Here is a 20549-nt window from a genome sequence, read left to right as displayed (position 1 = left end):
GGCCTAGGAAATATCCTAGGCTTTTTTAATATTATCCAGAGTTAGCCATTCATATTTATGATTGGGAACAGCGTGAACTTTCTAAGGTATCTTCAATATCAAAGGGGAAGTTTTACAGTAAGAAAGATTTGATTAATGAAGGAAATCAAATAATACTTTATGGGCAGTTATATACAAACTATACGTCTGAAATTAGTTTTACTAATCAATTCGTACATCCGAAATCAGGATCTATTTACAGTAAAGGTAATGAGGTAATAATACCTGCATCTGGAGAATCTTCTGAGGACATATCAATAGCGGCATCAGTAACTTCTCAAGGCATAATATTGGGTAGTGATTTAAATATAGTTACACCTAAAAGTTCTTTAAATAATACTTTTTTAGCTCTAACACTTTCACATGGTAATACGAAAAAGAGACTATCTAAATACGCTCAAGGAAAAACTATTGTTCATTTACATGGAAGTAATTTTAAAAAATTATCAATAAAATTCCCGAGCATTGATGAGCAGAAAAAAATTAAAGATTTAATATGTAAGGTGGACAACTTAGCTTCTCTTCATCAGGAAAGTATTACTAAAACTCATCAGATATTTCAAATATTTCAATCTAAAATGTCCGCTAATCTAGAAGAAAACACACCTAAAATACGAAATATAAATTATAGTAATCAATGGAATCAATCAAGACTCGGAGATATTGGCAATACATTCACAAGCCTATCCGGTAAAACAAAAGATGATTTTGGACATGGGGATGCAGAATATGTTCCGTATCTAAATGTGTTTAACAATCCAATTGCCGACACATCACTTACTGATAAAATAATGAAAGATCCAAAGCAAAATAGTTTACAATATGGCGACATCCTCTTCACTGTTTCATCAGAAACACCTAACGAGGTCGGAATGTCTTCCGTATGGTTAGATAATAGACCTAATGTCTATTTGAATAGTTTCTGTTTTGGCTTTAGACCTGTAATGAAATATGACCACTTGTTCTTAGCTAATCTTTTACGTAGTGATAGTTTTAGGAAACAAATGTATATATTAGCACAAGGGGTCTCCAGATATAATATATCTAAGATAAAAGCTATGGATATTAAACTTAAATTACCAATATATGAGGAACAAGTTTATATAGGAGAATTTTTTAAGTTACTAATTCTAAACCTCCAATTACGAAAAAAGAAAATTAAAATTTTACAAGAATTAAAAGGGGAATACCTCCGCAAAATGTTTTTATAATCACTTCAAATCTTCTAAAATCAGTAACGTTGATTTATTAATCAACGTTACATTTTAGGAGGGTTTTTTTATGTCAGTGAAAAAGAAAGAGAATCAATTATTTTTTAGATATTTCGAAGATTGGATCGAATTATACAAAGTCGGAGCTGTTCGTGATGTGACTTTAAATAAGTACTATATGACTCTTCAAAAGTTGGAGTTATTGGCACCTAATCTACGTATGTATGATTTAGATCGCCAAAGTTACCAGCAGATTCTAAATGATTACGCTTTTACTCATGAGAAACAAACAACAATGGATTTTCATCATCAGTTAAAAGGGGCAATACTTGATGCCGTGGATGAGGGAATTATTGATAAAAATCCTACCCGTAAAGTTATTATTAAAGGAAGAAAGCCGAAACCTAAGAAGATAAAATTTCTTAATCAATTTGAGCTACAGGGATTACTTAAAAACTTAGATCTTAATAATCAGATTAATTGGGATTGGTTTATCCTGCTTGTTGCTAAAACGGGATTACGTTTTTCAGAAGCGCTTGCCTTAACGCCAAATGATTTTGACTTTTCGAAACAAAGTATTTCTATAGAAAAGACTTGGGATTATAAATCTTCAAAAGGGAGCATGCAGGAAACTAAAAATAAATCATCAAACCGTAAAGTGATAATGGATTGGCAGGTAGCAATGCAGTTTTCACAAATGATTAGAGAATTAGACCCTGAGAAACCTATATTCGTTAAAGGTAGAATCTATAATTCTATGGTAAATAATAGATTGAGAGCATTATGTATTAAAACTGATATCCCCATTATTTCAATCCATGGACTTAGACATACACATGCCTCTTTATTACTTTTTGCAGGTGTATCTATCGCCAGTGTAGCAAGAAGACTTGGACACTCCAGTATGATAACTACTCAGGAAACATATTTGCATATAATTAAAGAGTTAGATAATCAGGATAACGATAAAATTATAAGACATTTATCTACCTTGTAATAAAAACATCTAGAGAGAATTATTCTCTCTAGATAAACATTTTATTAATATACAGAGATTTAATATCACTAAGATATTTCAACCTTTGTGAATAATCATTAACTAAATCATCGATTTCACACATTAAATTGGCAATCTTTCTTTGTTCTGATATTATTGGGGCTTTTATTTTAAAATCTAATAATGTATCTTCGTGTATACGTTTACTACCTGTACCTGAAGAGTATGCTTCTGTTCGCTTATAATAATTCTCTCTTGAAATATAGCTTAAGAAAAAATATCTATCTATAATTTCTGAATTGAATTTCAATGTTGGAACGTCTCCAGAACTATAATAACCATCGAGATTTTTGTCTATAAAACCAAATGCGCCATTAAAAAAATTTTGTTTGCCGTAAATGAAGTCTCCTGCGTATCTTTTATAGTATGTTGTTGCTCCAAGCTTAAGTGCTCGATTTTGATTGGCTATCGTTATACCTTTTCCAAAAAGTTTGACTGTTAAAAGTTCATTCTTACCGATATTTTTGGCTTTTAATAAATTTTTAGGTCTATACATGAATTCATTAAATTTTATCTCTTTCCAATCATTCTTTCCGTCTTCAAATACTAATTGCTGATTAAATATTTTCTTAAGATATACATTTTTTAATTTCACGAGATTTACATATTTACGCTGATGAAGGGTAATTAAGTTATCAAAATTTTGAAGTAAACTACTAATCTTTTGTTGCTCATTATAATTAGGTACGTGAAAATTGTACTTCTTAAAATCTACAGTAGTAAAACTAGATTGGTTCACTGCGGGTTTCGTAATGATTTTAATATAATTCTTATACTTACCTGTTAATGTTTGTTGAAATATAAAATAAGGATGATATTCTTTTGTATTTACTTTTAATTTCATTATATTAGTCGTATAAATTGTATCTCTCACTGGTTCTTTTAACACTATTGCTGTTGTTCCCATTTTTGATTCACTATTTATAAAATTAACAAGTATATCATTTCTTTTCACCAAATAATTAGAAGTTTTTGCACCTTGTGGATCGTGTACGTACCAATATTTTATATCATTAATTAAATCAAGTTTTCCATTGTTTATATTATTAGCACGAATAACAGGTAGACCAATATCAGTTACAGATAGTTTTCGTGACAATCCACTTTTCATTTGTAACAGGACGTCGTTTAACTTACGATGTTCCCAATCGTCATGAAAGCCTTTAAACCGCAGTTCAGGGACTTTTCTTTCTTCTTTACTCATCGACGAAACACCTCTTTCGTTGCTTCTATAAGTGCCATTCCGTCTTCATCACCCTCAAGCTCATCTAACATTTCAAGCAGACTTGCTTCCGCTTCAGCTATTTCTTTATTGATAGTTTTAATTTCCTCATGAAGTGCCTTTATATCTACTGGCTCTTCTTCTTCAAACGTGTCGACATATCTCGGAATGTTTAAGTTATATTCATTCTCTTCAATCTCTTCACGCGTTGCTACATAACTGTATTTATCTATAACTTCACGATTTCTATATGTTTCAATTATTTTGTCCACATCTTCATCAGACATATGGTTTTGGTTTTTACCTTTTTCAAATGACTGTGATGCATCTATAAACAACACATCTTCTGTCTCACGTGACTTTTTAAAGACTAGAATCGTTGTTGGAATACTCGTTCCAAAGAAAATATTCGCAGGCAGACCAATAATCGCATCCAGATAGTTCTTCTCTTCTATAAGATACTTACGGATAACTCCTTCAGCAGCTCCTCTGAAAAGTACACCATGCGGTAAAACAACAGCCATAGTCCCTTCATCATCCAAGTGATGAATCATATGTTGAACAAATGCAAAGTCTGCTTTAGATTTTGGTGCCAATTTACCATAGTTACTGAAACGCTCATCTTCTAAGAATGATGGATCAGCACTCCACTTCGCACTGTATGGTGGATTCGCTACAATCGCATCAAACTTCTCGTCTGGGAATGCAGGTTCTTCTAAAGTGTCTCCATTTTCTATAGAGAAAGCTTTAAAGTTCACATCATGCAGCAGCATGTTCATTCGCGCCAGGTTATATGTCGTACTATTGTATTCCTGCCCATAATAGTGTCTTACATGAGCTAAACGACCTACACGTAATAGTAATGAACCGGATCCACATGTCGGGTCATAGACACTGCGTAAATCCTCTTTATCTGTCGTAACAATTTCTGCTAATAATTTAGAAACCTGCTGCGGAGTATAAAATTCTCCAGCTTTTTTACCAGCTGTTGCTGCGAACTGACCAATCATATACTCGTAAGCATCACCGAGCATATCAATTTCCATATCACTATGTACAAACGGTAAATCTGCTAGATTCAACATGACTTTAGAAATTAACTTCGTACGGTTAGAAACGTTATTACCTAATCGGTTAGATGTTAAATCCATATCGGAGAACAAATGAACAAAGTCATCTTCACTCTTTGTACCTAGTGTAGATTCCTCTACTTTATTTATTGCTTTAGACAACTGCTCTATATCAAATTTACCCGCTTCAATATCACTTACTAAACTGCTGAACAGGAATTCCGGTTCAATTAAATACCCTATTCTTTTGATAAGTTCGTCCGATAATGCTTCTTTTATTTCTTCATCTTCCCAAGCTTCGCTGAAAGTTATATTATCTTCTCTTAATAACCTTTCAACTTCCTCTTCCATCTTTTCAGATAAGAATCTATAAAAAATTAATCCTAGTATATAGTTACGGAATTCACTCGCATCCATGTTTCCTCTTAAGTCGTTTGCGATACTCCATAGTTTTTTCTGTAATTCAGCCTGCTGCTGTCTTTGCTTTTCTGTTACTGTCATCATTGAAAAGTTTCCTCCTGTAAAACAAATATTAGAAACCCTCAAGTTTTACTTGAGAGTTAATTTAAACGCCGTATTTCTCTGTTACTTCGCGGATGTAGCTCTGAATCTTATCCACTTTTTTACGTCTCACTAAGAACGAACCGGAGATACCTTCCTCTATATCCTTCCGGTAAACTTGTCCGCTGAACTGGAACTCTGATAACAGAGTATTTAATTGTTCCTGCGAATAGTCATTCTCTTTTGCAAATTCCTGTATTTCTCTGATTCGCTGCTCTTCTTCAAAATCTAGGTACTCCGCTGCAACGTTTGCGTCTTTACCAAGTGTAGGAACCACTGTATCCAGGAACTCTTTAATCAGTTCTGACTTCAGGCGCAACTGTTCATCATCCGCACCGTCCAGAATGTTTCTGATACTCGCAATTTCACGTCGCTGATTATCTTTGTCTTCCAGATCAATATTATTAATCAGATTTATAATATAGCTCACATTAATCATTTCGTTCCGGATGATCTCAATCTCAAAGTCAATGTCATCCAGGATAGATGCTTTTTCAGGATCAGGTTTTTTAATATGCTCATTATACAAATCAATATAATGACTGCGGTAATCCTGATGTTCCTGTGAATCGATGCCGGTGACTTCTTCTTTAAATTCAAAGTCCATAAATGTTTTCAGTTTAACCAATGCTCTGCTCAGCCTTCTGAATGTTTCAACGAAGAATTTAATTTCTTCTTCTTTTTCAATACGTGGAACATCGATTGGACTTGGTGCAATGCCTTTTAACACAACCAGTGCCTGTTTAAATTCTTCCAGGTATTCTTCATAAGGTCTCTGAAGTACTGTATCAGTATCATCTGTTCTCGAGAACAGCTTAATTGCATCATCAGTTTCCTGCTTAAGATTTCTGAAGCAAACTATGTTCCCGTATGGTTTTGTTTTCTTCTCTACACGGTTTGTTCTTGAATAGGCCTGTATTAAATCATGATGTCTTAAGTTTTTGTCCACATACAGCGTATTTAACTTTTTACTGTCAAACCCTGTGAGGAACATACCAACAACTATAAGTACATCTATTTTTCCACCTTTGAGCCCTTTTTTAACACGCTTGGAAATATCATTGAAGTATCCATCATAGGTCTCAAGTGAGAAGTTGGTATTGTACATCTCGTTATAGTCAGCAATAACACGGGCAAGCTGATCTTTACCAGCTTCCTTGATTTCGCCCTCCCGTAAACTCTGATTAGCTTCATAAGAAAAAATAGTCGCTACTTTTAACTTTTTCTTTTTATGCTCCGCTTCACGCGCTTTAAATGTATCGTAATATTTCATCGCCATTTCTATGCTTTGAGTCGCGAGAATTGCCGAGTATTCCTTTTGCGCTGTCTTTTTGGAATGGATATTATATATATGGTCTGTAACCAGATTAATTCTGTCATCTGCCAACCATATTTTATTCGCTTCTATTCCAGACACATATTCATCATCAAGAAACGGATTTTCTCCTTTGAATGTGTTGATATATTCTACGGAGAAACCCAGCACGTTTCCGTCTCGTATCGCATCTTTAATTAAGTAATAGTGCAGGCACTTATCAAAAATATCAGCTGTAGCTCTGCCGTCTGCACTTCTGTTCTCTTCGAACCTCGGGGTACCCGTAAATCCAAAGAATTGAGCATTCGTGAAGTGTTTGGCAATCTGAGTATGCATGTCTCCAAACTGCGATCGGTGACACTCGTCAATAATGAATATAACCTTATCTGTTTTGTACTGGTCCATTACACTGTTGTTTCTCTTAACAGCATTATTCAGCTTTTGAATTGTTGTTACAATCATCGGCTGAGACTTGTCCGCTAGCTGACGTTCCAGTTTTGCCGTATTAGTCGTGAAATCCACTGAGTCCTTTTGGAACTTGTTAAACTCCGACATTGTTTGTGCATCAAGGTCTTTACGGTCTACGAGGAATATTACTTTTTGTATTTCCGGTCTTTCGGATAACAGCTGACTTGCCTTAAATGAAGTCAGTGTTTTCCCGCTTCCCGTCGTGTGCCAAATATATCCGTTATTATTTGTCTCCGTAGCACGCTCAATCAATGCTTCTGTTGCATAGACCTGATAAGGCCGCATGACCATTAAGTTGTGGTCCGTCTCATTAATAATCATATATCGGCTGATCATTTTCGACAGTCTGCATGGTGTACAGAAGTCCCCCAGGAAATCCGACAGTCTGTTAATAGTATTATTCTGATCATCTGACCAATAAAACATACTGCTCTTATAAATCTCTTTGTCACTGTTGGCAAAGTACCGTGTATTTTGGCTGTTGCTCACAATAAATAATTGGACATACTTAAACAGACCTTTGTAGTTATCTCTTCTATAACGCTCAATCTGATTGAACGCTTCCTCAATTGCTACTCCACTGCGTTTAAGCTCAATTTGCGTCACAGGCAGTCCGTTCACTAAAATTGTGACATCATAACGTCCTTTATACTTATCACTCACTGCAACCTGATTTGTTACCTGATATATATTCTTACGCCATGAATCTTTGCTGAAAAATTCCAGATAAATATCCGTCTCATCATCTCTTCTGAGAACAAACTTATCGCGTAATATCTGAGCACTGGTAAATACGTTTTTACCGTTAATCTGAGTCATCAAACGGTCAAACTCACTGTCAGTGAGAGGTTTACCATTCAATTTATCCTGATGTCGCTCATTCAATATTTTTCTGAAGTTATCAATAATTGCTTCAATGGAATACAGCTTCACATTTTCAAAACCTTGTCGTCCAAGCTGTTCCATTACTTGATTTTCAAGTGCTGCCTCGCTCTGATATCCCATAAAACAACCCTCGTTTAATAAATATTGGTAGTTATTACTATTGTACTACATTATTAGAATTTTATTGTCATTTTCTGTTCGATTTAGAAGTATCTGCACTGATGATTTTTAGTCAATAACAAAACACCCACCACGTGTAAAGAATGCTTTACACGTGGTGGGTCAATCTATAAATATTTACTTTATGCTTCCGCTTTTTCTTCTTTGCTCAGTTTATAGATACCGATTCCCGTAAAGGCCAGGAATATTGCGACGAGCGGTGTTGCATATGTCATAACCGCCCATACGGCATAGCCGTCTGATCCATAAATGGCAACTCCGAGAGTGCTGATGTAAAACGCACCTGACGTTCCCCACGGCACAAGTCCTGCCATAACCGTACCAACGTCTTCCATCGTTCTCGATAAGTTCTTCGCAGCCATTCCGGCTTTCCTGAACGGCTTTTTAAACATTTCCGGAATGATTATCGCTACAGTATAAGAAGTCCCCGAGAACACAAGAAGTATTAGCGATGTAAAGATTGTCGTTAACATAAGCGGTCCGCGGTTTTTAACTCTAGATGTCAGTGGATGTAACGCTCTTTCCAGGAAACCCGCTTCACTTATAATCGATGTATACGAATAACCGGCATATATAATGATTATTACTCCCACCATGGATAAGAGTCCGCCACGGTTTAACAGAGTCATTAGTGATTCCGACCATTCTGCTGTTGCCAGAATTCCAAGCAGTTCTATATTAAATCCACTGTAAGCTGCTGTCACTCCGCTCTGCAATGAGAATCCCTGTACAAAAACCCCTAATATTAATGACACAATACATCCCAGCAGCATCACCGGAATTGGCGGTTTCTTCATTAGTGCACCAATTAAAATAATTACAAATGGCAGCAGTAACAGGATATTCCAGTTAAAAATCTGGTCCAGCTCATCTAATATTAAAGTTGCTTCTGATGTATTCGCTCCTGCAGAAATCCCTAAGTTCAATCCTGTAATGAAAAACACAATTAAACATATGATTGAGGCAGGGACTGTTGTCCATAGCATTGATTTTATATGTTCATATAAATCAACACCGGCGGTTGCTGATGCCAGATTGGTAGTTTCCGATAATGGTGATAACTTATCCCCGAATATCGCACCACTAATAACAGCTCCCGCTGTAATATGAAGCGGGACGCCAATACTTGCGGCGATACTCATCATTGCTATTCCCATCGTTCCAACCGAACCCCATGCAGATCCTGTGATAATCGAGAACAGCACATTTAACAGAAACGCAGATACCAGTAAATACTCCGGATTAATCACGTTAATCCCATAATAAATCAGCATTGGTATTGAGCCGCTGAAAATAAATGTACCGATAACAACTCCGATAATCCAAATGATCAGTATGGCCGGCGTTGCCCCTGTGATACGTTTACTGATAGCCTGCTCCATTTCATGCCATGTCATACCTGCACGCCTTGCGAGCAGTCCTGCACCAATAGCAGCTGCAACCATCATTAACTCAACACGCAAGCCGAATATTAAATAGCCTACAAAAACAAAAAAGACCATTAAGAGTAATGACAATATCGATTCAAAAAAAGTTACTTCTCTTTTTTTCATAAAATCCCCCTTATAGTTTGAAGATAATTCGTATTTATAAACACGCTCTACACATCAAATATTGATATCGGGTTATCCAATGACTTAAGCGTCGTATTCAGATGCACTCTGACTGCTTTTTCAGCCGCTTTGCCGTCCTTTGATTCCAATGCTTTCACAATGTTTTCGTGCTCTGGAATGTTCATCGCTGTGTCTTCCGACCGTTCGTAAAAAGGGTCTTTTAAAATAATGTAGCAGTTACTCCAGTGAATAAGTGAACGGACCTGATGTATCAAAACTTTGTTTTCCGTTATTAAAGCAGGCATTAAATGAATTTCACTGTTCACCTCGATGAACTTTTCAAAGTTTTTCTCCCTGTAGGACTTCTTCTCCTCGTCCAACAGTAGATAGAGCTTTTCGATATCCTCTTCCTTTATATGCTCTGCTGCCATTTTAGCCGCATGACTTTCCAGCAAAATCCTGACATCAAAAACATCTTTAATTTCCTGCATATCGGGTTTATAAACAAATGCTCCGCGATTGGCAATCAGCTCCACTAATCGCTCTTCTTCAAGTTTTTTTAGCGCTGCCCTTACCGGGGTCCTGCTCATTTTTAAGTTTTCACTTAGCCACTGTTCGGTCAGCCTTTGACCCGGTAAAAGTTTCTTTAGTAATATAGCTTTTTTAATTTGCTCATAGGCTATAGTTTCAGAGTTATTATTCCGCATAATATCACTCCTTCAAAAATAATTGTATACGGTTTCAACATACTGTTTGGCTATTATATATACACTTTTGCTGTAAAGTCAAATAACGCTTTAAAATTTCTTATTATTAAAACTATTTTGACATATATAATTGTATACAATATACTGATACAAAATAATTTATAGAAAGGGGTAAAATTAAATGTCTGTTGTCAATTCATATTGGGAGAATACGAAGAATAAACAAAAAGCTTATCCTGAATTAAAGGGGAATCATGATACTGACGTTACAGTGATCGGCGCAGGGTTCAGCGGCTTGTCTACTGCTTACTTTTTAGCTAAACAGGGGATTAAGGTTACTCTTATAGAACAGAATTCAGTCGGCTGGGGAGCCAGCGGGAGAAATGCAGGCATGCTCACAACAGGATACAAAAATTCTATTATGAGCCTTGCTAAAAAACATGGAATGAATCAGGCCAAAGAATTACTGGAAATGTCCAGAGACTGCATCAAACTTGTGGATCAGGTTGCAAAAAGTGAAAATATTGATTGTTCGATTGATTATAAAGGCGGCCTTAAGCTGGCATACAAAGAAAAACACTTTGAATCACTAAAACATGAAAACGAATATATGTATAAACACTTTAATTATGAAACTGAGATTATTAATGCATCTGATTTAAAGAAAGAAATTAATTCACCACTTTATAATTACGGTGCCCTACTCGATATGAACAGTTTCTCATTTCACCCTTTGAATTATGCCATTGGTTTAAGCAATGCTGCTGAAAAGCACGGTGCTTCAATTTATGAAAATTCTAAAGTTCTGTCGATTAAGAAGGAGAACAGTAAGTTTACTGTGCGAACAGAAGGCGGCTCAATTACTTCTGAAAACATAGTAATGGCTACAAACGGATATTCGACTTACGATACCCACAAAGGCCTCACTCGCTCATTAATGGCTATAGACAGTCATATTATTACAACTGAACCGCTGGATAATGAAACGTTCAATTCAATACTTCCAAATAACAGGGTGGCTAGTGACACTAAAAACTTTTTATATTACTTCAGAAAAACCACTGATCAGCGGCTATTGTTTGGAGGAAGAGTCAGCTTCGGGCAGCAGCAGGATTCTCAAAATGATTTAAGTTTATACGAGATCCTCAGAAAAAACATGGTTGGTGTATTTCCTGAATTATCATCGGTAAAAATTGATTATAAATGGGCAGGCACTACTGCCTTTACTATGGATTTCATGCCTCATGTCGGCAGAACAAATGAAGGCGTTTATTATTTAACGGGATATTGCGGACATGGTGCCGCGATGTCTACACTGCTTGGAAAAGTAATTTCTGATGCCATTTCAAATGAATCGAAGCTCGATAACAGTCTGTCCAAACTCAAATTGGAAACTATTCCTTTCCACAGCCAGAAAAATCTCATGCTGAACATGGCGGAAAACTACATGAAATTTAAGGATATTATTTCTTAGTTATATAATCGAAATTAAAAAAAGCAAAGCTTTAGCAGCTTTGCTTTTTTATATGTCTCTATCTAAACGCCGTACCAAATGCTGTTCCTTTTATAAACGCACCCTGGCCTTTTTCACCAACGTATTTACCGTCTTTAACGACCTGTGTGCCTCTCAGGAACACCGCATCACATTCACCGATCTGGTCGAATCCTTCATACACCGTATAGTCCAGTGCATTCAGGCTGTCTTCCACCGTAACTTTCTTCTCCACCATCGGATTATATATCACAACATCGGCATCATATCCCGGAGCGATATATCCTTTACGGTGATCCAGTCCATTATTTTTCGCCGGCATCGTCGAGTAGTAATCCACTAACTCCGATCGCGTAATTCTCCCCGCTTCAACGCCGTATGTCCATAACATCGGCAGACGGTTTTCTAGTCCCGGTGTACCGTTCGGAATCAACCTGAAGTCATCCAGTCCCATCTTCTTCTGCTCAAACGTAAATCCGCAGTGGTCCGAACTTACCGCATTGATCGAACCGTCTTTTAACGATTTCCATAAGTATTCCTGGTCTTTCTTATCTCTTAACGCCGGTGAACATACATATTTCGACCCTTCAAAATCTTCTTTCGCCAGATACTCTTTGTCGAACAGCAGATACTGCGTACACGTCTCACCATATACCGGCAGTCCTTCTTCTTTCGCTTTTTTAATCGCGTTCACTGCACCTTCAGTCGTAACATGAACAATATAAATCGGTGCTTCAGCAAATCTCGCCAGATTAATCGCACGTTCCGTCGCTTCCGTTTCAACAATCGGCGGACGTGTCAACGCGTGATGGTACGGATCAGTTTCCCCGTTCGCTATCGCTTTTTTCTGCATTAAATCAATTAAGTCTGCATTCTCAGCATGCACCATTACAGTCACACCTGCATCTTTAGCTTCAAGCAAAGCATTCGTTACCGCTTCATCATCCGAATGGAAGAACTGCCCTTTATACGCCATAAACAACTTAACCGTCGGATATCCCGCAGCAGGCAGGTTTTTAATGTCCTTAAACGTTTCTGGTGTCGGGTCCGTAATCACCGGGTGGAAACTGTAGTCCACCATTGAGATACCCTCTGCCCACTCTTTACGGTATGCCTCAACCGTTTCAACAAGTCCTTTGCCCTCTTCCTGGTTAACGAACTCAATCACCGTCGTCGTTCCGCCAAGTGCCGCAGCATCCGTCGTTTCAAATCCTTTCGTTCTCTCTCCCATAAATTCAAACGAAAAGTGCGCATGCTGATCAATACCGCCGGGTAAAATATACATCCCTTCAGCATCGATGACTTTGTCCGCTTCCATCGTTAAATGTCTGCCGACCGCTTCTATTTTAGTCCCATCGATAAAAACATCGCCTTTATATTCATTATCCGTCGTTACGATAATCCCATTTTTAATTAATGTGCTCATACTTACATCCCCTTTTCAATTTCCTCTTCTTTCCTGTCTTCTATCAGCCAGCGGCGGTTCTCTGTCGCACCCAGCGCTTTTTGTTCCCGCAGTTCCCGCTCTTCTTTAATTTTCTCAAGCTCGAGCGCCATCACTTTATTCTCAAGCAGATAATTATCCTGCTTAATCTGCTCGAGTTTACGCTGCTCAACCAGCTTTTTAATTTCAAGTTTCTCGTCGCTCTGGTTGTATCCACGGCGCATTGCATATAACGGAATACTCGCAATACCGCCTACGACTACCAGAGTCGTGAAAAATATAAACTCAAATACCCCCATGTCATCCCTCCGGTTTTCTTAGTTACAGTCTAACATAAGGCAGCACAGCTGATTAAAAAAGACAAAGCATTATTCCGCTCTGTCCTTCTCTTTTTCCTCACTATCTTCAATCAGCCAGCGTTCGTTTCCTGTATGCTCCAATGCTTTAAATTTCTTTGCATTTTCTTTTCTGATCTTATCCAGTTCAATCCGCATCGATTCGTTCTCAAGCAGGTAGTTTTCCTGTTTAATCTCTTCAAGTCGTCTCTGTTCATACAGCTTTCTCGCTTCCACTTTGTCGTCACTCTGGTTAAAGAATCTGTAAATAGCATAAGCTGGTATTCCAAACGCTGAGAGAACAGCGACCAGTCCAATGATTTCTTCCACTGACCATCACCTATTATATTTGATTCCATTTTACCATAATCTAATATAAAAAAACCGGGACAGTGATGTCCCGGTTTCTCATTAATTATTATTTTTCCTCATCCGACTCAGCATCTGCTTCAGACGCTGCATCATCCGATATTCTGTTATAATCTCTCAGGAAAGCAACCTGTTTAATCGAGTGGTTTTCAACTTCCAGCACCTGCCAGCGGTCAAATTCCGTATCGATATACTCGCCTTCTTCGATGTCGGTATTAATGCTCTGCATCCATCCGCCGATCGTATCGATATCTTCACTGTCTTCAAACACAATCTTAAAGTCGTCTTCCAGATCATCAAGCAGCACACGTCCGCTGATGTGGTAAATATCATCATCAACCTGAGTAATATCCACCTCTTCATTCTCGTCAAACTCATCGCGGATTTCCCCGACGATTTCCTCAAGAATGTCTTCCATTGTAACCATACCTGCAGTTCCGCCGTACTCATCAATGATTAACGCAATATGCACGCGCTCTCTCTGCATTTTAACCAGTGCATCGCTGATACGCGATGACTCGGTAATAACAGGAAGTTCGTGAATATAGTCGCCTGCAGCGACGTGTTCATCCGAGACGTGGTTTGTTAAATACTCCCTGACGTTAATGAAGCCGATAATATTATCCTTGTCACCGTTACTTTCAGTCACAGGATATCTCGTATAGTTGTATTCTTTAATTGTTTCAATTACCTGGTCCACCGTCACCGGTTCTTCAAGTGTAATCATCTGTGTCCGCGGCACCATAACATCTTTTGCCGTACGCTCATCAAATGAGAAGATATTCTGCATATAGGCAAGTTCCGTCTGGTTAATTTCACCACTCTGGTAACTTTCCGTCATGATCACTTTAAGTTCTTCTTCCGAGTGCGCCTGTTCCGTCGGCATTTCCTTAATACCCACCAGACGTACCAGTCCTCTTGCTGCACCGTTCATCGTCCAGATAAATGGCTTTAAGATGAGACCGAAGAAGTATAACGGTCCGCTTAATGACATCGACATTTTTTCTGCATATTGAATTGCAACTGTCTTAGGTGCAAGTTCACCCACAACAACGTGAATGAATGTAACGATAATAAACGCAGCTGCAACAGTCGTGACTGTCTGCATGGAATCAGGTACTCCGACTAAGCTGAACAGCGGATGTAAGATTACTTCAAACGTAGATTCCCCGATCCAACCCAATCCAAGTGCCGTTACTGTAATACCCAGCTGACATGCTGATAAGTAGTAATCCAGGTTGTTGATCATTTTCTCTACGCGTATTGCTCTTTTGTCTCCCTGTTCAACCAGTGCGTGTATTCTCGACATACGTGCTTTAACAAATGCGAATTCCGAACCTACAAAAAGCATTGTAAGTCCGATTAAAATTATAAATAGTAGTAAATTAGTTATAGTGGATATATCCAATCAGTTCCCCTCCTGTGGGGTTCACCTCCGATAATTTGTGACCGCCAGGGTCGTTTGTTCATGATTTTGAATTTGATAATTTATATTATTTAACAGAGTATTCTCTGTAATTCTTTTCAGATACACCTTCCCAACAGCCGTCACCTCCACTAAATTAGTTAAATTAATAATATTATATCATAATTAAATCCGGTTTCATAAGGATATCGTCCCCGTTTAATTCATCTTTACAATGCATCATGATAACGTTTATACGCTTCTGACACAGGTCCGTCAGACGCGAGTGCCTCCGTTACTTTTTTACTCTCGGTAAGCGTGCCGTTTTCAAGGTAATGCACATAGTCAAACTGCTCAAGTTGACTCAAATCGTGCGTCGCTGCAATAACCGTTTCTTTTTGGAATATTTCATTCCAGATCTTATCTCTTAAGCGCGTGTTTAAACTCGCCGTCGGTTCATCCAGTATCCAGGTACTCCTGTTTTCGATATACATACGAATCAGATGCATCCGCTTCTTCTCACCAAGCGATAAATATTCCGCCGATGTAATATAATCATCCGGTTTAAAATGCTCCAGCTCAAATTGTTCGAGCAGTGCCCTCATTTCACTTTCCTCGGATTCAAAGTGGTTAAACATCGTAATGTTCTCTTGAACCGTCGCATTGTAAAAGTCCAGATGCTGCGGCATAATTCCTGCGTCAGACTGTTTAATCAGCTGATTAAGGAGCGTCGTTTTCCCTGAACCGCTTCCCCCGATCAATGCGTGTTTCTCACCCGGTTTAATATCGATATTAATGTTCGTCAGCACATCGCGTTTCGTTGACGGATAGCGGAATGTCATATCTGTCAGCGACAGTGCAGTTTGTTTTGCCGATTCAGCTGCTCTTTCGGTATCGCTTACGGCTTCGACACGTGCCTTAACCGCTTTGTATCTGCTTGCCGGCTTAATGACCGGAACAGCCAGTTCAAAGAAACTCATCAGCAGTAAAATAATCATCGGTATTAACAGCGGATAATCGCCGCTGAACAATATAATAACGAGAATAATAACGCCGAGCTGAATCAGCAGACTGACGATATCAATGACCGCATCGAGCACAGCTTCTTTGTTTTCATTGTCAGTAATTTTTTTATAAGTCCTTTTAATGTTCCGGTTCACCTGTTTATCTTCTTTAACGGCAAACAGGTTCGTGAAATCGTGAATGTAATGGTACAGCTGCGTAAACAGCGTATCTTCCGCTCTGTTTCTGTCGTCGTAAAAGCGCCCTGAAATACTGCTGATGACAGTCGGCATAACGACAAGCATTACCAGTACTGATACAAGCAGTATAAAGAGTAGTTTCGGATCGATGAGCAGTGATAACACTGTCAGTATTAACGAAATAAATACCGCAACGATATACGGGTAAATAATCCGGATATAGTAATCTTCAATATCATCAAAGTAGCTCGTCAGCTTTTGAATGTAGCGTACACTGTGCGTATCCTCCGCACTGTTTACCGACTGTTTGAAGTACGCCGCTCTTAATCTGCCGATCATTTTAAACGTCGCATCATGACTCAAAAGACGTTCCATATATTTCGCAGTACCTTTAGTCAGGCCGAACATTTTAATCATCGCGATAATTAAAATAATTAAGAAAAACGGTGGTTCAAAGAAGCTCAGGCTGATCATATAACCGCTGAGTCCGAAAATCGCCACGCCGACGAGGCCCCCGATAATGCCGAGAACGATACTGTAAAAAATATGCATCCTTTCACCTTTTAAATACATCATACTGCGTCACCTCTTTTCAGTTCGCCGTTATCCATAACGTAGTGGCTGTCAGCAATCGACAGCAGCTGGCGGCGGTGAATGACTGCAATAATTGCAGATGTTTCTTTCAGTTCGGTCAGATATTTCATAACCAGTTGTTCGGTTTCCGCATCCAGAAACTCCGTCGGTTCATCCATAATAATCACTGCAGGTTTGTTAATCAGCACCCGCGCCATTTTAAGGCGGACAATTTCCCCGCCCGATAACGGAATGTCATGGTTCACGATTGGAGTGTGAATCCCATGCTCCAGATTGTCGATACTGTTAAATAAGTTCAGCCTGTTTAATACATCGTTCACTTTATCTTCAGAATGGTTCTTTGCCGAGACGTATTCGTAAATCGTCGTATCGGAAAAATATACCTGATCCGAGACATAGCCGATATCCGTCGTCAGTACATTTAACTGTCCGGACACCGGTTCATGCAGACCTAACAGCGTGCGGAGCAGCGTCGTTTTCCCGGCTCCCGATTCACCTGTAATCGCAGTCAGTCCGGTTTTATCGAATGTAAAGTCCGCATTGTTCAGAAGCACTTTGCCGTCGTGGCCGACTGTCAGATTTTCCGCTTCGGCAGAATAATGATCTGTGTGTCCTCTGTAAGATGTATTCATCTTCGGTTTGTCTATAATATTCTGCGCTTTTTCAAAACTCCCCAGCGCAAGTTTGCCGTTATGGAACTCAGTCCCCAGCACTTTTAATGCATTGTAGAATTCCGGGGCCAGGAGCAGTACGAAAAATGCAGTATAAAATGAGATATTTTCAAATATAATAATCCGCAGTGCCACTTCCAATGCCACAAGACCGATACCGAGTATCGTTATAAACTCAAGCATCATCGTCGACTGGAACGCATATTTTAAAATGTGCATCGTTTCTTTAACGAAATCTTTGTTATCATCTTCAAGTCTGTTAATGACCGTCTCTTTTGAATCCGTATTTTTAACCGTGTCTTTACCGCGGATCAGATTTAAAAATAACGTCCCGATATTGTCAAAACGCGTCGCCTGCTTTACCGATTCCTCCTGCGTCTGCAGCCCGACCAGTACGTAGTACAGCGGAATAAACGGCGCCGTAAACAGCAGTATCGATGCGGCAAATCCGTCTATAAAAAATAACGCCGCAATGATGAGTGTCACTTTAACCATCGTTTTAATAATCGTCGGCACGAACGATGTTTCATACGGGCGGTATGATTCCAGATGCACGAGCAGTGCATTGATCAGACTCTCTGATTCTCTCTGTGTTTTAACGTCGATACGGTCGATTAACTGATTTGCTTTCAGTTCAATCGACTTGTTCGCGACGATTTTCGTATACAGGCTGTATAATTTGTCCGTCAGTATAAACAGCACAAAAAACGCGCTCATGTACATGAGCGGTGCTGTAAGTTTTACGCCCGTATCCATCACGATACTTTCCAGTATACGGGACAGATGGTGGCCGAACGCGATATAGAATACAACGCTGATTACCGCAATAAATCCGTATAATACAGCGTGTTTTAAGTTTAAATTCAGTTTCATTTTCTCACCTTCAGACACAAAAAACGTGAAGATTCCCCTTCACGTTTTTCGTAATTTATCCGCCGATGTAGCTCATGTTGATTTTCTTTCTCTTCTGGCGCATTTCTTCTGTAATTTCAGTTCTGATTTCCGAATAACGGTCATCACGTTTGTCCCATACACCCGTCAGCACTTTCGTCAGTTCCTCATCGCTGATGCCATCCCGCATCAGTGTCTTAATATCGAAACCGTCGACAGCAAACAGACAGCCGTAGAATTTACCGTCGGATGACAGTCTTGCTCTCGTACATGTTGAGCAGAAGCTTTCCGATACACTCGTAATAAAACCGAGGTACGAATCTGCAGCATCGTTATGTTTGTACACTTTCGCCACTTCTCCGTAATATGCAGGGTCCAGCGGTTCAAGGTCAAATTCCGTCTGCAGTGTTTCAAGTATTTCTTTTTTGCTGACTACTTTTTCGAAGTTCCAGCCGTTGTCGTTGCCGACATCCATAAATTCAATGAAGCGCAATGTGACCGGCAGATTTTTAAAGTATCTCGCCATCGGCAGTATTTCCTGCTCGTTTAAGCCTTTTTGCACAACCATGTTGATTTTAATCTGGAAGCCGAGACCGATCGCATACTCGATCTGTTCAAGAATGCGCGACGTGCCGATACCCCGGTCGTTAATCTTACCGAACAGTTCGTCGTCCATTGCATCCAGACTGATATTGATGCGTCTGAGTCCCGCATCATATAATTTCTGACCGTGCTTTTTAAGCAGCAGTCCGTTCGTCGTTAAACCGATATCTTCAATCCCTTCGATAACAGTTAACCTTTCGATTAACTCATGAAGGTCTTTTCTCATCATCGGTTCCCCGCCTGTTAAGCGTAACTTCTTCACACCAAGACTTGCATAAATTCTTGCGAGCCTTTCAATTTCATCAAATGAAAGCAGCTGTTCGCGCTTTAAGAATTCAAAATCATCTCCGAAAATTTCTTTCGGCATGCAGTATCGGCATCTGAAGTTACATTTGTCAGTGACCGAAATTCTTAAATCCCTGATCGGACGTCCGAATTTATCTGTAACTACCTGAGCCATGTAATTCCTCCTTATTTAATATCAGTCTTCCGATTGATATTAACCAGCGTCGTACTATTGAGATTATAGGACTCAATGTTTATGTAATCGACATTGAGATTCTCGAAAAACGCTTTTAAACTTAATCTTTTCGTCTCTAGCTGTCCTTTCAGCAGGTCAGCAAGCGTGTCATGCTGATACACTCCGATGAGCGGATGCTCTCTGTCGTTATCAGTCGTAATTGTCGTATTGCCTGTTTTCACAGCTTCTTTCGTCAGTATATTCAGCCACGCTGAATCCACATACGGTGTATCGCATGAAATAATCATTAGCGGTTCTCCGGGATACGATTTTGCTGCAGCATACAGTCCGCCGAGCGGACCGTGGTCGATATAACCCGGATCATCGACAATTACTTTATAATTTTTAAAGCTTGTCTTCAGTTTATCATTTGTATTGATGACAATCTCGTCTATTGCCTGAACATTTTTCAACGATTGTGCGACATGTTCATACATCGGCTTACCGTCCAGTTCATACAGTGACTTATCTTCTCCAAAACGGCTTGATTTACCGCCTGCTAAAATAACACCAATCATTTTCAGCCGCCGCTTACCGGTGGAATTAATGCCACTGTATCTTCCGATGTAACGACTTCGTCATCTTTTACAAATGATTCATTTTTAGCGACCTGGAACACTTCACCGTCCAGTTCGGGATAATCCACAAAAATATGGTTCTTCAATTCACCGACAGTAATTGAGTCGCCGACGAATAAGTCGATTGTGTCGCTGCCGATTTTTTCTTTTATACTTGCAAATACTTTAATTTCCATA

The 20549-nt window shown here is 39.0% G+C and carries 17 protein-coding genes; 3 read left to right on the top strand and 14 right to left on the bottom strand.

The window, feature by feature from the left end:
• Positions 1–47: 47 nt before the first annotated feature.
• Together RZ44_RS00540 and RZ44_RS00535 are read left to right on the top strand one after the other, a co-directional pair.
• Positions 48–1250, top strand: coding sequence for a restriction endonuclease subunit S (locus tag RZ44_RS00540; protein WP_331709026.1), 1203 nt, complete (start codon positions 48–50; stop codon positions 1248–1250).
• Positions 1251–1320: 70 nt separating this feature from the next.
• Positions 1321–2247, top strand: coding sequence for a site-specific integrase (locus tag RZ44_RS00535; protein WP_035807412.1), 927 nt, complete (start codon positions 1321–1323; stop codon positions 2245–2247).
• Positions 2248–2275: 28 nt separating this feature from the next.
• On the opposite strand, the gene RZ44_RS00530 is transcribed toward RZ44_RS00535, so the two are convergent.
• From RZ44_RS00530 to RZ44_RS00510, 5 genes are all read right to left on the bottom strand, one after another.
• Positions 2276–3511 (bottom strand): restriction endonuclease subunit S, encoded by a 1236-nt coding sequence (locus tag RZ44_RS00530; RefSeq protein ID WP_035807410.1) that lies wholly within the window; start codon positions 3509–3511, stop codon positions 2276–2278.
• Complete coding sequence (locus tag RZ44_RS00525) at positions 3508–5100, bottom strand: type I restriction-modification system subunit M (protein ID WP_052108991.1); 1593 nt, start codon at positions 5098–5100, stop codon at positions 3508–3510. Before RZ44_RS00525 ends, RZ44_RS00530 begins: the two co-directional genes overlap by 4 nt.
• Before the next feature lie 64 nt (positions 5101–5164).
• Entirely contained in the window at positions 5165–7948 is a 2784-nt protein-coding gene (locus RZ44_RS00520) for a type I restriction endonuclease subunit R (RefSeq protein WP_035807409.1), read from the bottom strand.
• A 182-nt stretch (positions 7949–8130) separates the two neighbouring features.
• Positions 8131–9561, bottom strand: a complete 1431-nt coding sequence (nhaC, locus tag RZ44_RS00515) for a Na+/H+ antiporter NhaC (protein ID WP_035807408.1) — start codon at positions 9559–9561, stop codon at positions 8131–8133.
• A gap of 47 nt (positions 9562–9608) precedes the next feature.
• A complete protein-coding gene (locus RZ44_RS00510) occupies positions 9609–10268 on the bottom strand; it encodes a GntR family transcriptional regulator (RefSeq protein ID WP_035807407.1) in 660 nt (219 codons plus the stop codon).
• A 181-nt stretch (positions 10269–10449) separates the two neighbouring features.
• Here RZ44_RS00510 and RZ44_RS00505 point away from each other — a divergent pair, with 181 nt between their 5' ends.
• The gene (locus tag RZ44_RS00505) at positions 10450–11742 is read left to right on the top strand and encodes an NAD(P)/FAD-dependent oxidoreductase (RefSeq protein WP_035807406.1); all 1293 of its coding nucleotides are present in this window, start codon (positions 10450–10452) and stop codon (positions 11740–11742) included.
• A gap of 58 nt (positions 11743–11800) precedes the next feature.
• Here the strand turns inward: RZ44_RS00505 and hydA are convergent, their stop codons facing one another.
• The 9 genes from hydA to RZ44_RS00460 form a co-directional block, all read right to left on the bottom strand.
• The gene (hydA, locus tag RZ44_RS00500; RefSeq protein WP_035807405.1) at positions 11801–13186 is read right to left on the bottom strand and encodes a dihydropyrimidinase; all 1386 of its coding nucleotides are present in this window, start codon (positions 13184–13186) and stop codon (positions 11801–11803) included.
• Between the two features lie 2 nt (positions 13187–13188).
• A complete protein-coding gene (locus RZ44_RS00495) occupies positions 13189–13503 on the bottom strand; it encodes a hypothetical protein (protein ID WP_035807404.1) in 315 nt (104 codons plus the stop codon).
• A gap of 69 nt (positions 13504–13572) precedes the next feature.
• Positions 13573–13869 (bottom strand): hypothetical protein, encoded by a 297-nt coding sequence (locus tag RZ44_RS00490; protein WP_035807403.1) that lies wholly within the window; start codon positions 13867–13869, stop codon positions 13573–13575.
• An 88-nt stretch (positions 13870–13957) separates the two neighbouring features.
• The gene (locus RZ44_RS00485) at positions 13958–15316 is read right to left on the bottom strand and encodes a hemolysin family protein (RefSeq protein ID WP_035807402.1); all 1359 of its coding nucleotides are present in this window, start codon (positions 15314–15316) and stop codon (positions 13958–13960) included.
• Between the two features lie 227 nt (positions 15317–15543).
• On the bottom strand, positions 15544–17091 hold the full coding sequence (locus RZ44_RS00480) for an ATP-binding cassette domain-containing protein (protein ID WP_035807401.1): 1548 nt from the start codon (positions 17089–17091) through the stop codon (positions 15544–15546).
• On the bottom strand, positions 17088–18653 hold the full coding sequence (locus RZ44_RS00475) for an ATP-binding cassette domain-containing protein (RefSeq protein WP_035807399.1): 1566 nt from the start codon (positions 18651–18653) through the stop codon (positions 17088–17090). Before RZ44_RS00475 ends, RZ44_RS00480 begins: the two co-directional genes overlap by 4 nt.
• A 55-nt stretch (positions 18654–18708) precedes the next feature.
• Positions 18709–19734, bottom strand: a complete 1026-nt coding sequence (gene moaA / locus RZ44_RS00470; RefSeq protein ID WP_035807397.1) for a GTP 3',8-cyclase MoaA — start codon at positions 19732–19734, stop codon at positions 18709–18711.
• Between the two features lie 11 nt (positions 19735–19745).
• Positions 19746–20312 carry a molybdenum cofactor guanylyltransferase gene (gene mobA, locus RZ44_RS00465; protein ID WP_035807395.1) on the bottom strand — a complete coding sequence of 189 codons (567 nt, stop codon included), beginning with the start codon at positions 20310–20312 and terminating at the stop codon, positions 19746–19748.
• 2 nt (positions 20313–20314) lie between these two features.
• Positions 20315–20548, bottom strand: coding sequence for a MoaD/ThiS family protein (locus RZ44_RS00460; protein WP_035807393.1), 234 nt, complete (start codon positions 20546–20548; stop codon positions 20315–20317).
• Between the last annotated feature and the right edge of the window lies 1 nt (position 20549).

Origin of the sequence: Jeotgalicoccus saudimassiliensis (assembly GCF_000756715.1) — a bacterium.
In the GTDB taxonomy this organism is placed as follows: Bacteria; Bacillota; Bacilli; order Staphylococcales; family Salinicoccaceae; genus Jeotgalicoccus; species Jeotgalicoccus saudimassiliensis.
Note: the sequence above shows the minus strand (reverse complement) of the source record. Positions and strands in the feature narration are given on the sequence as shown.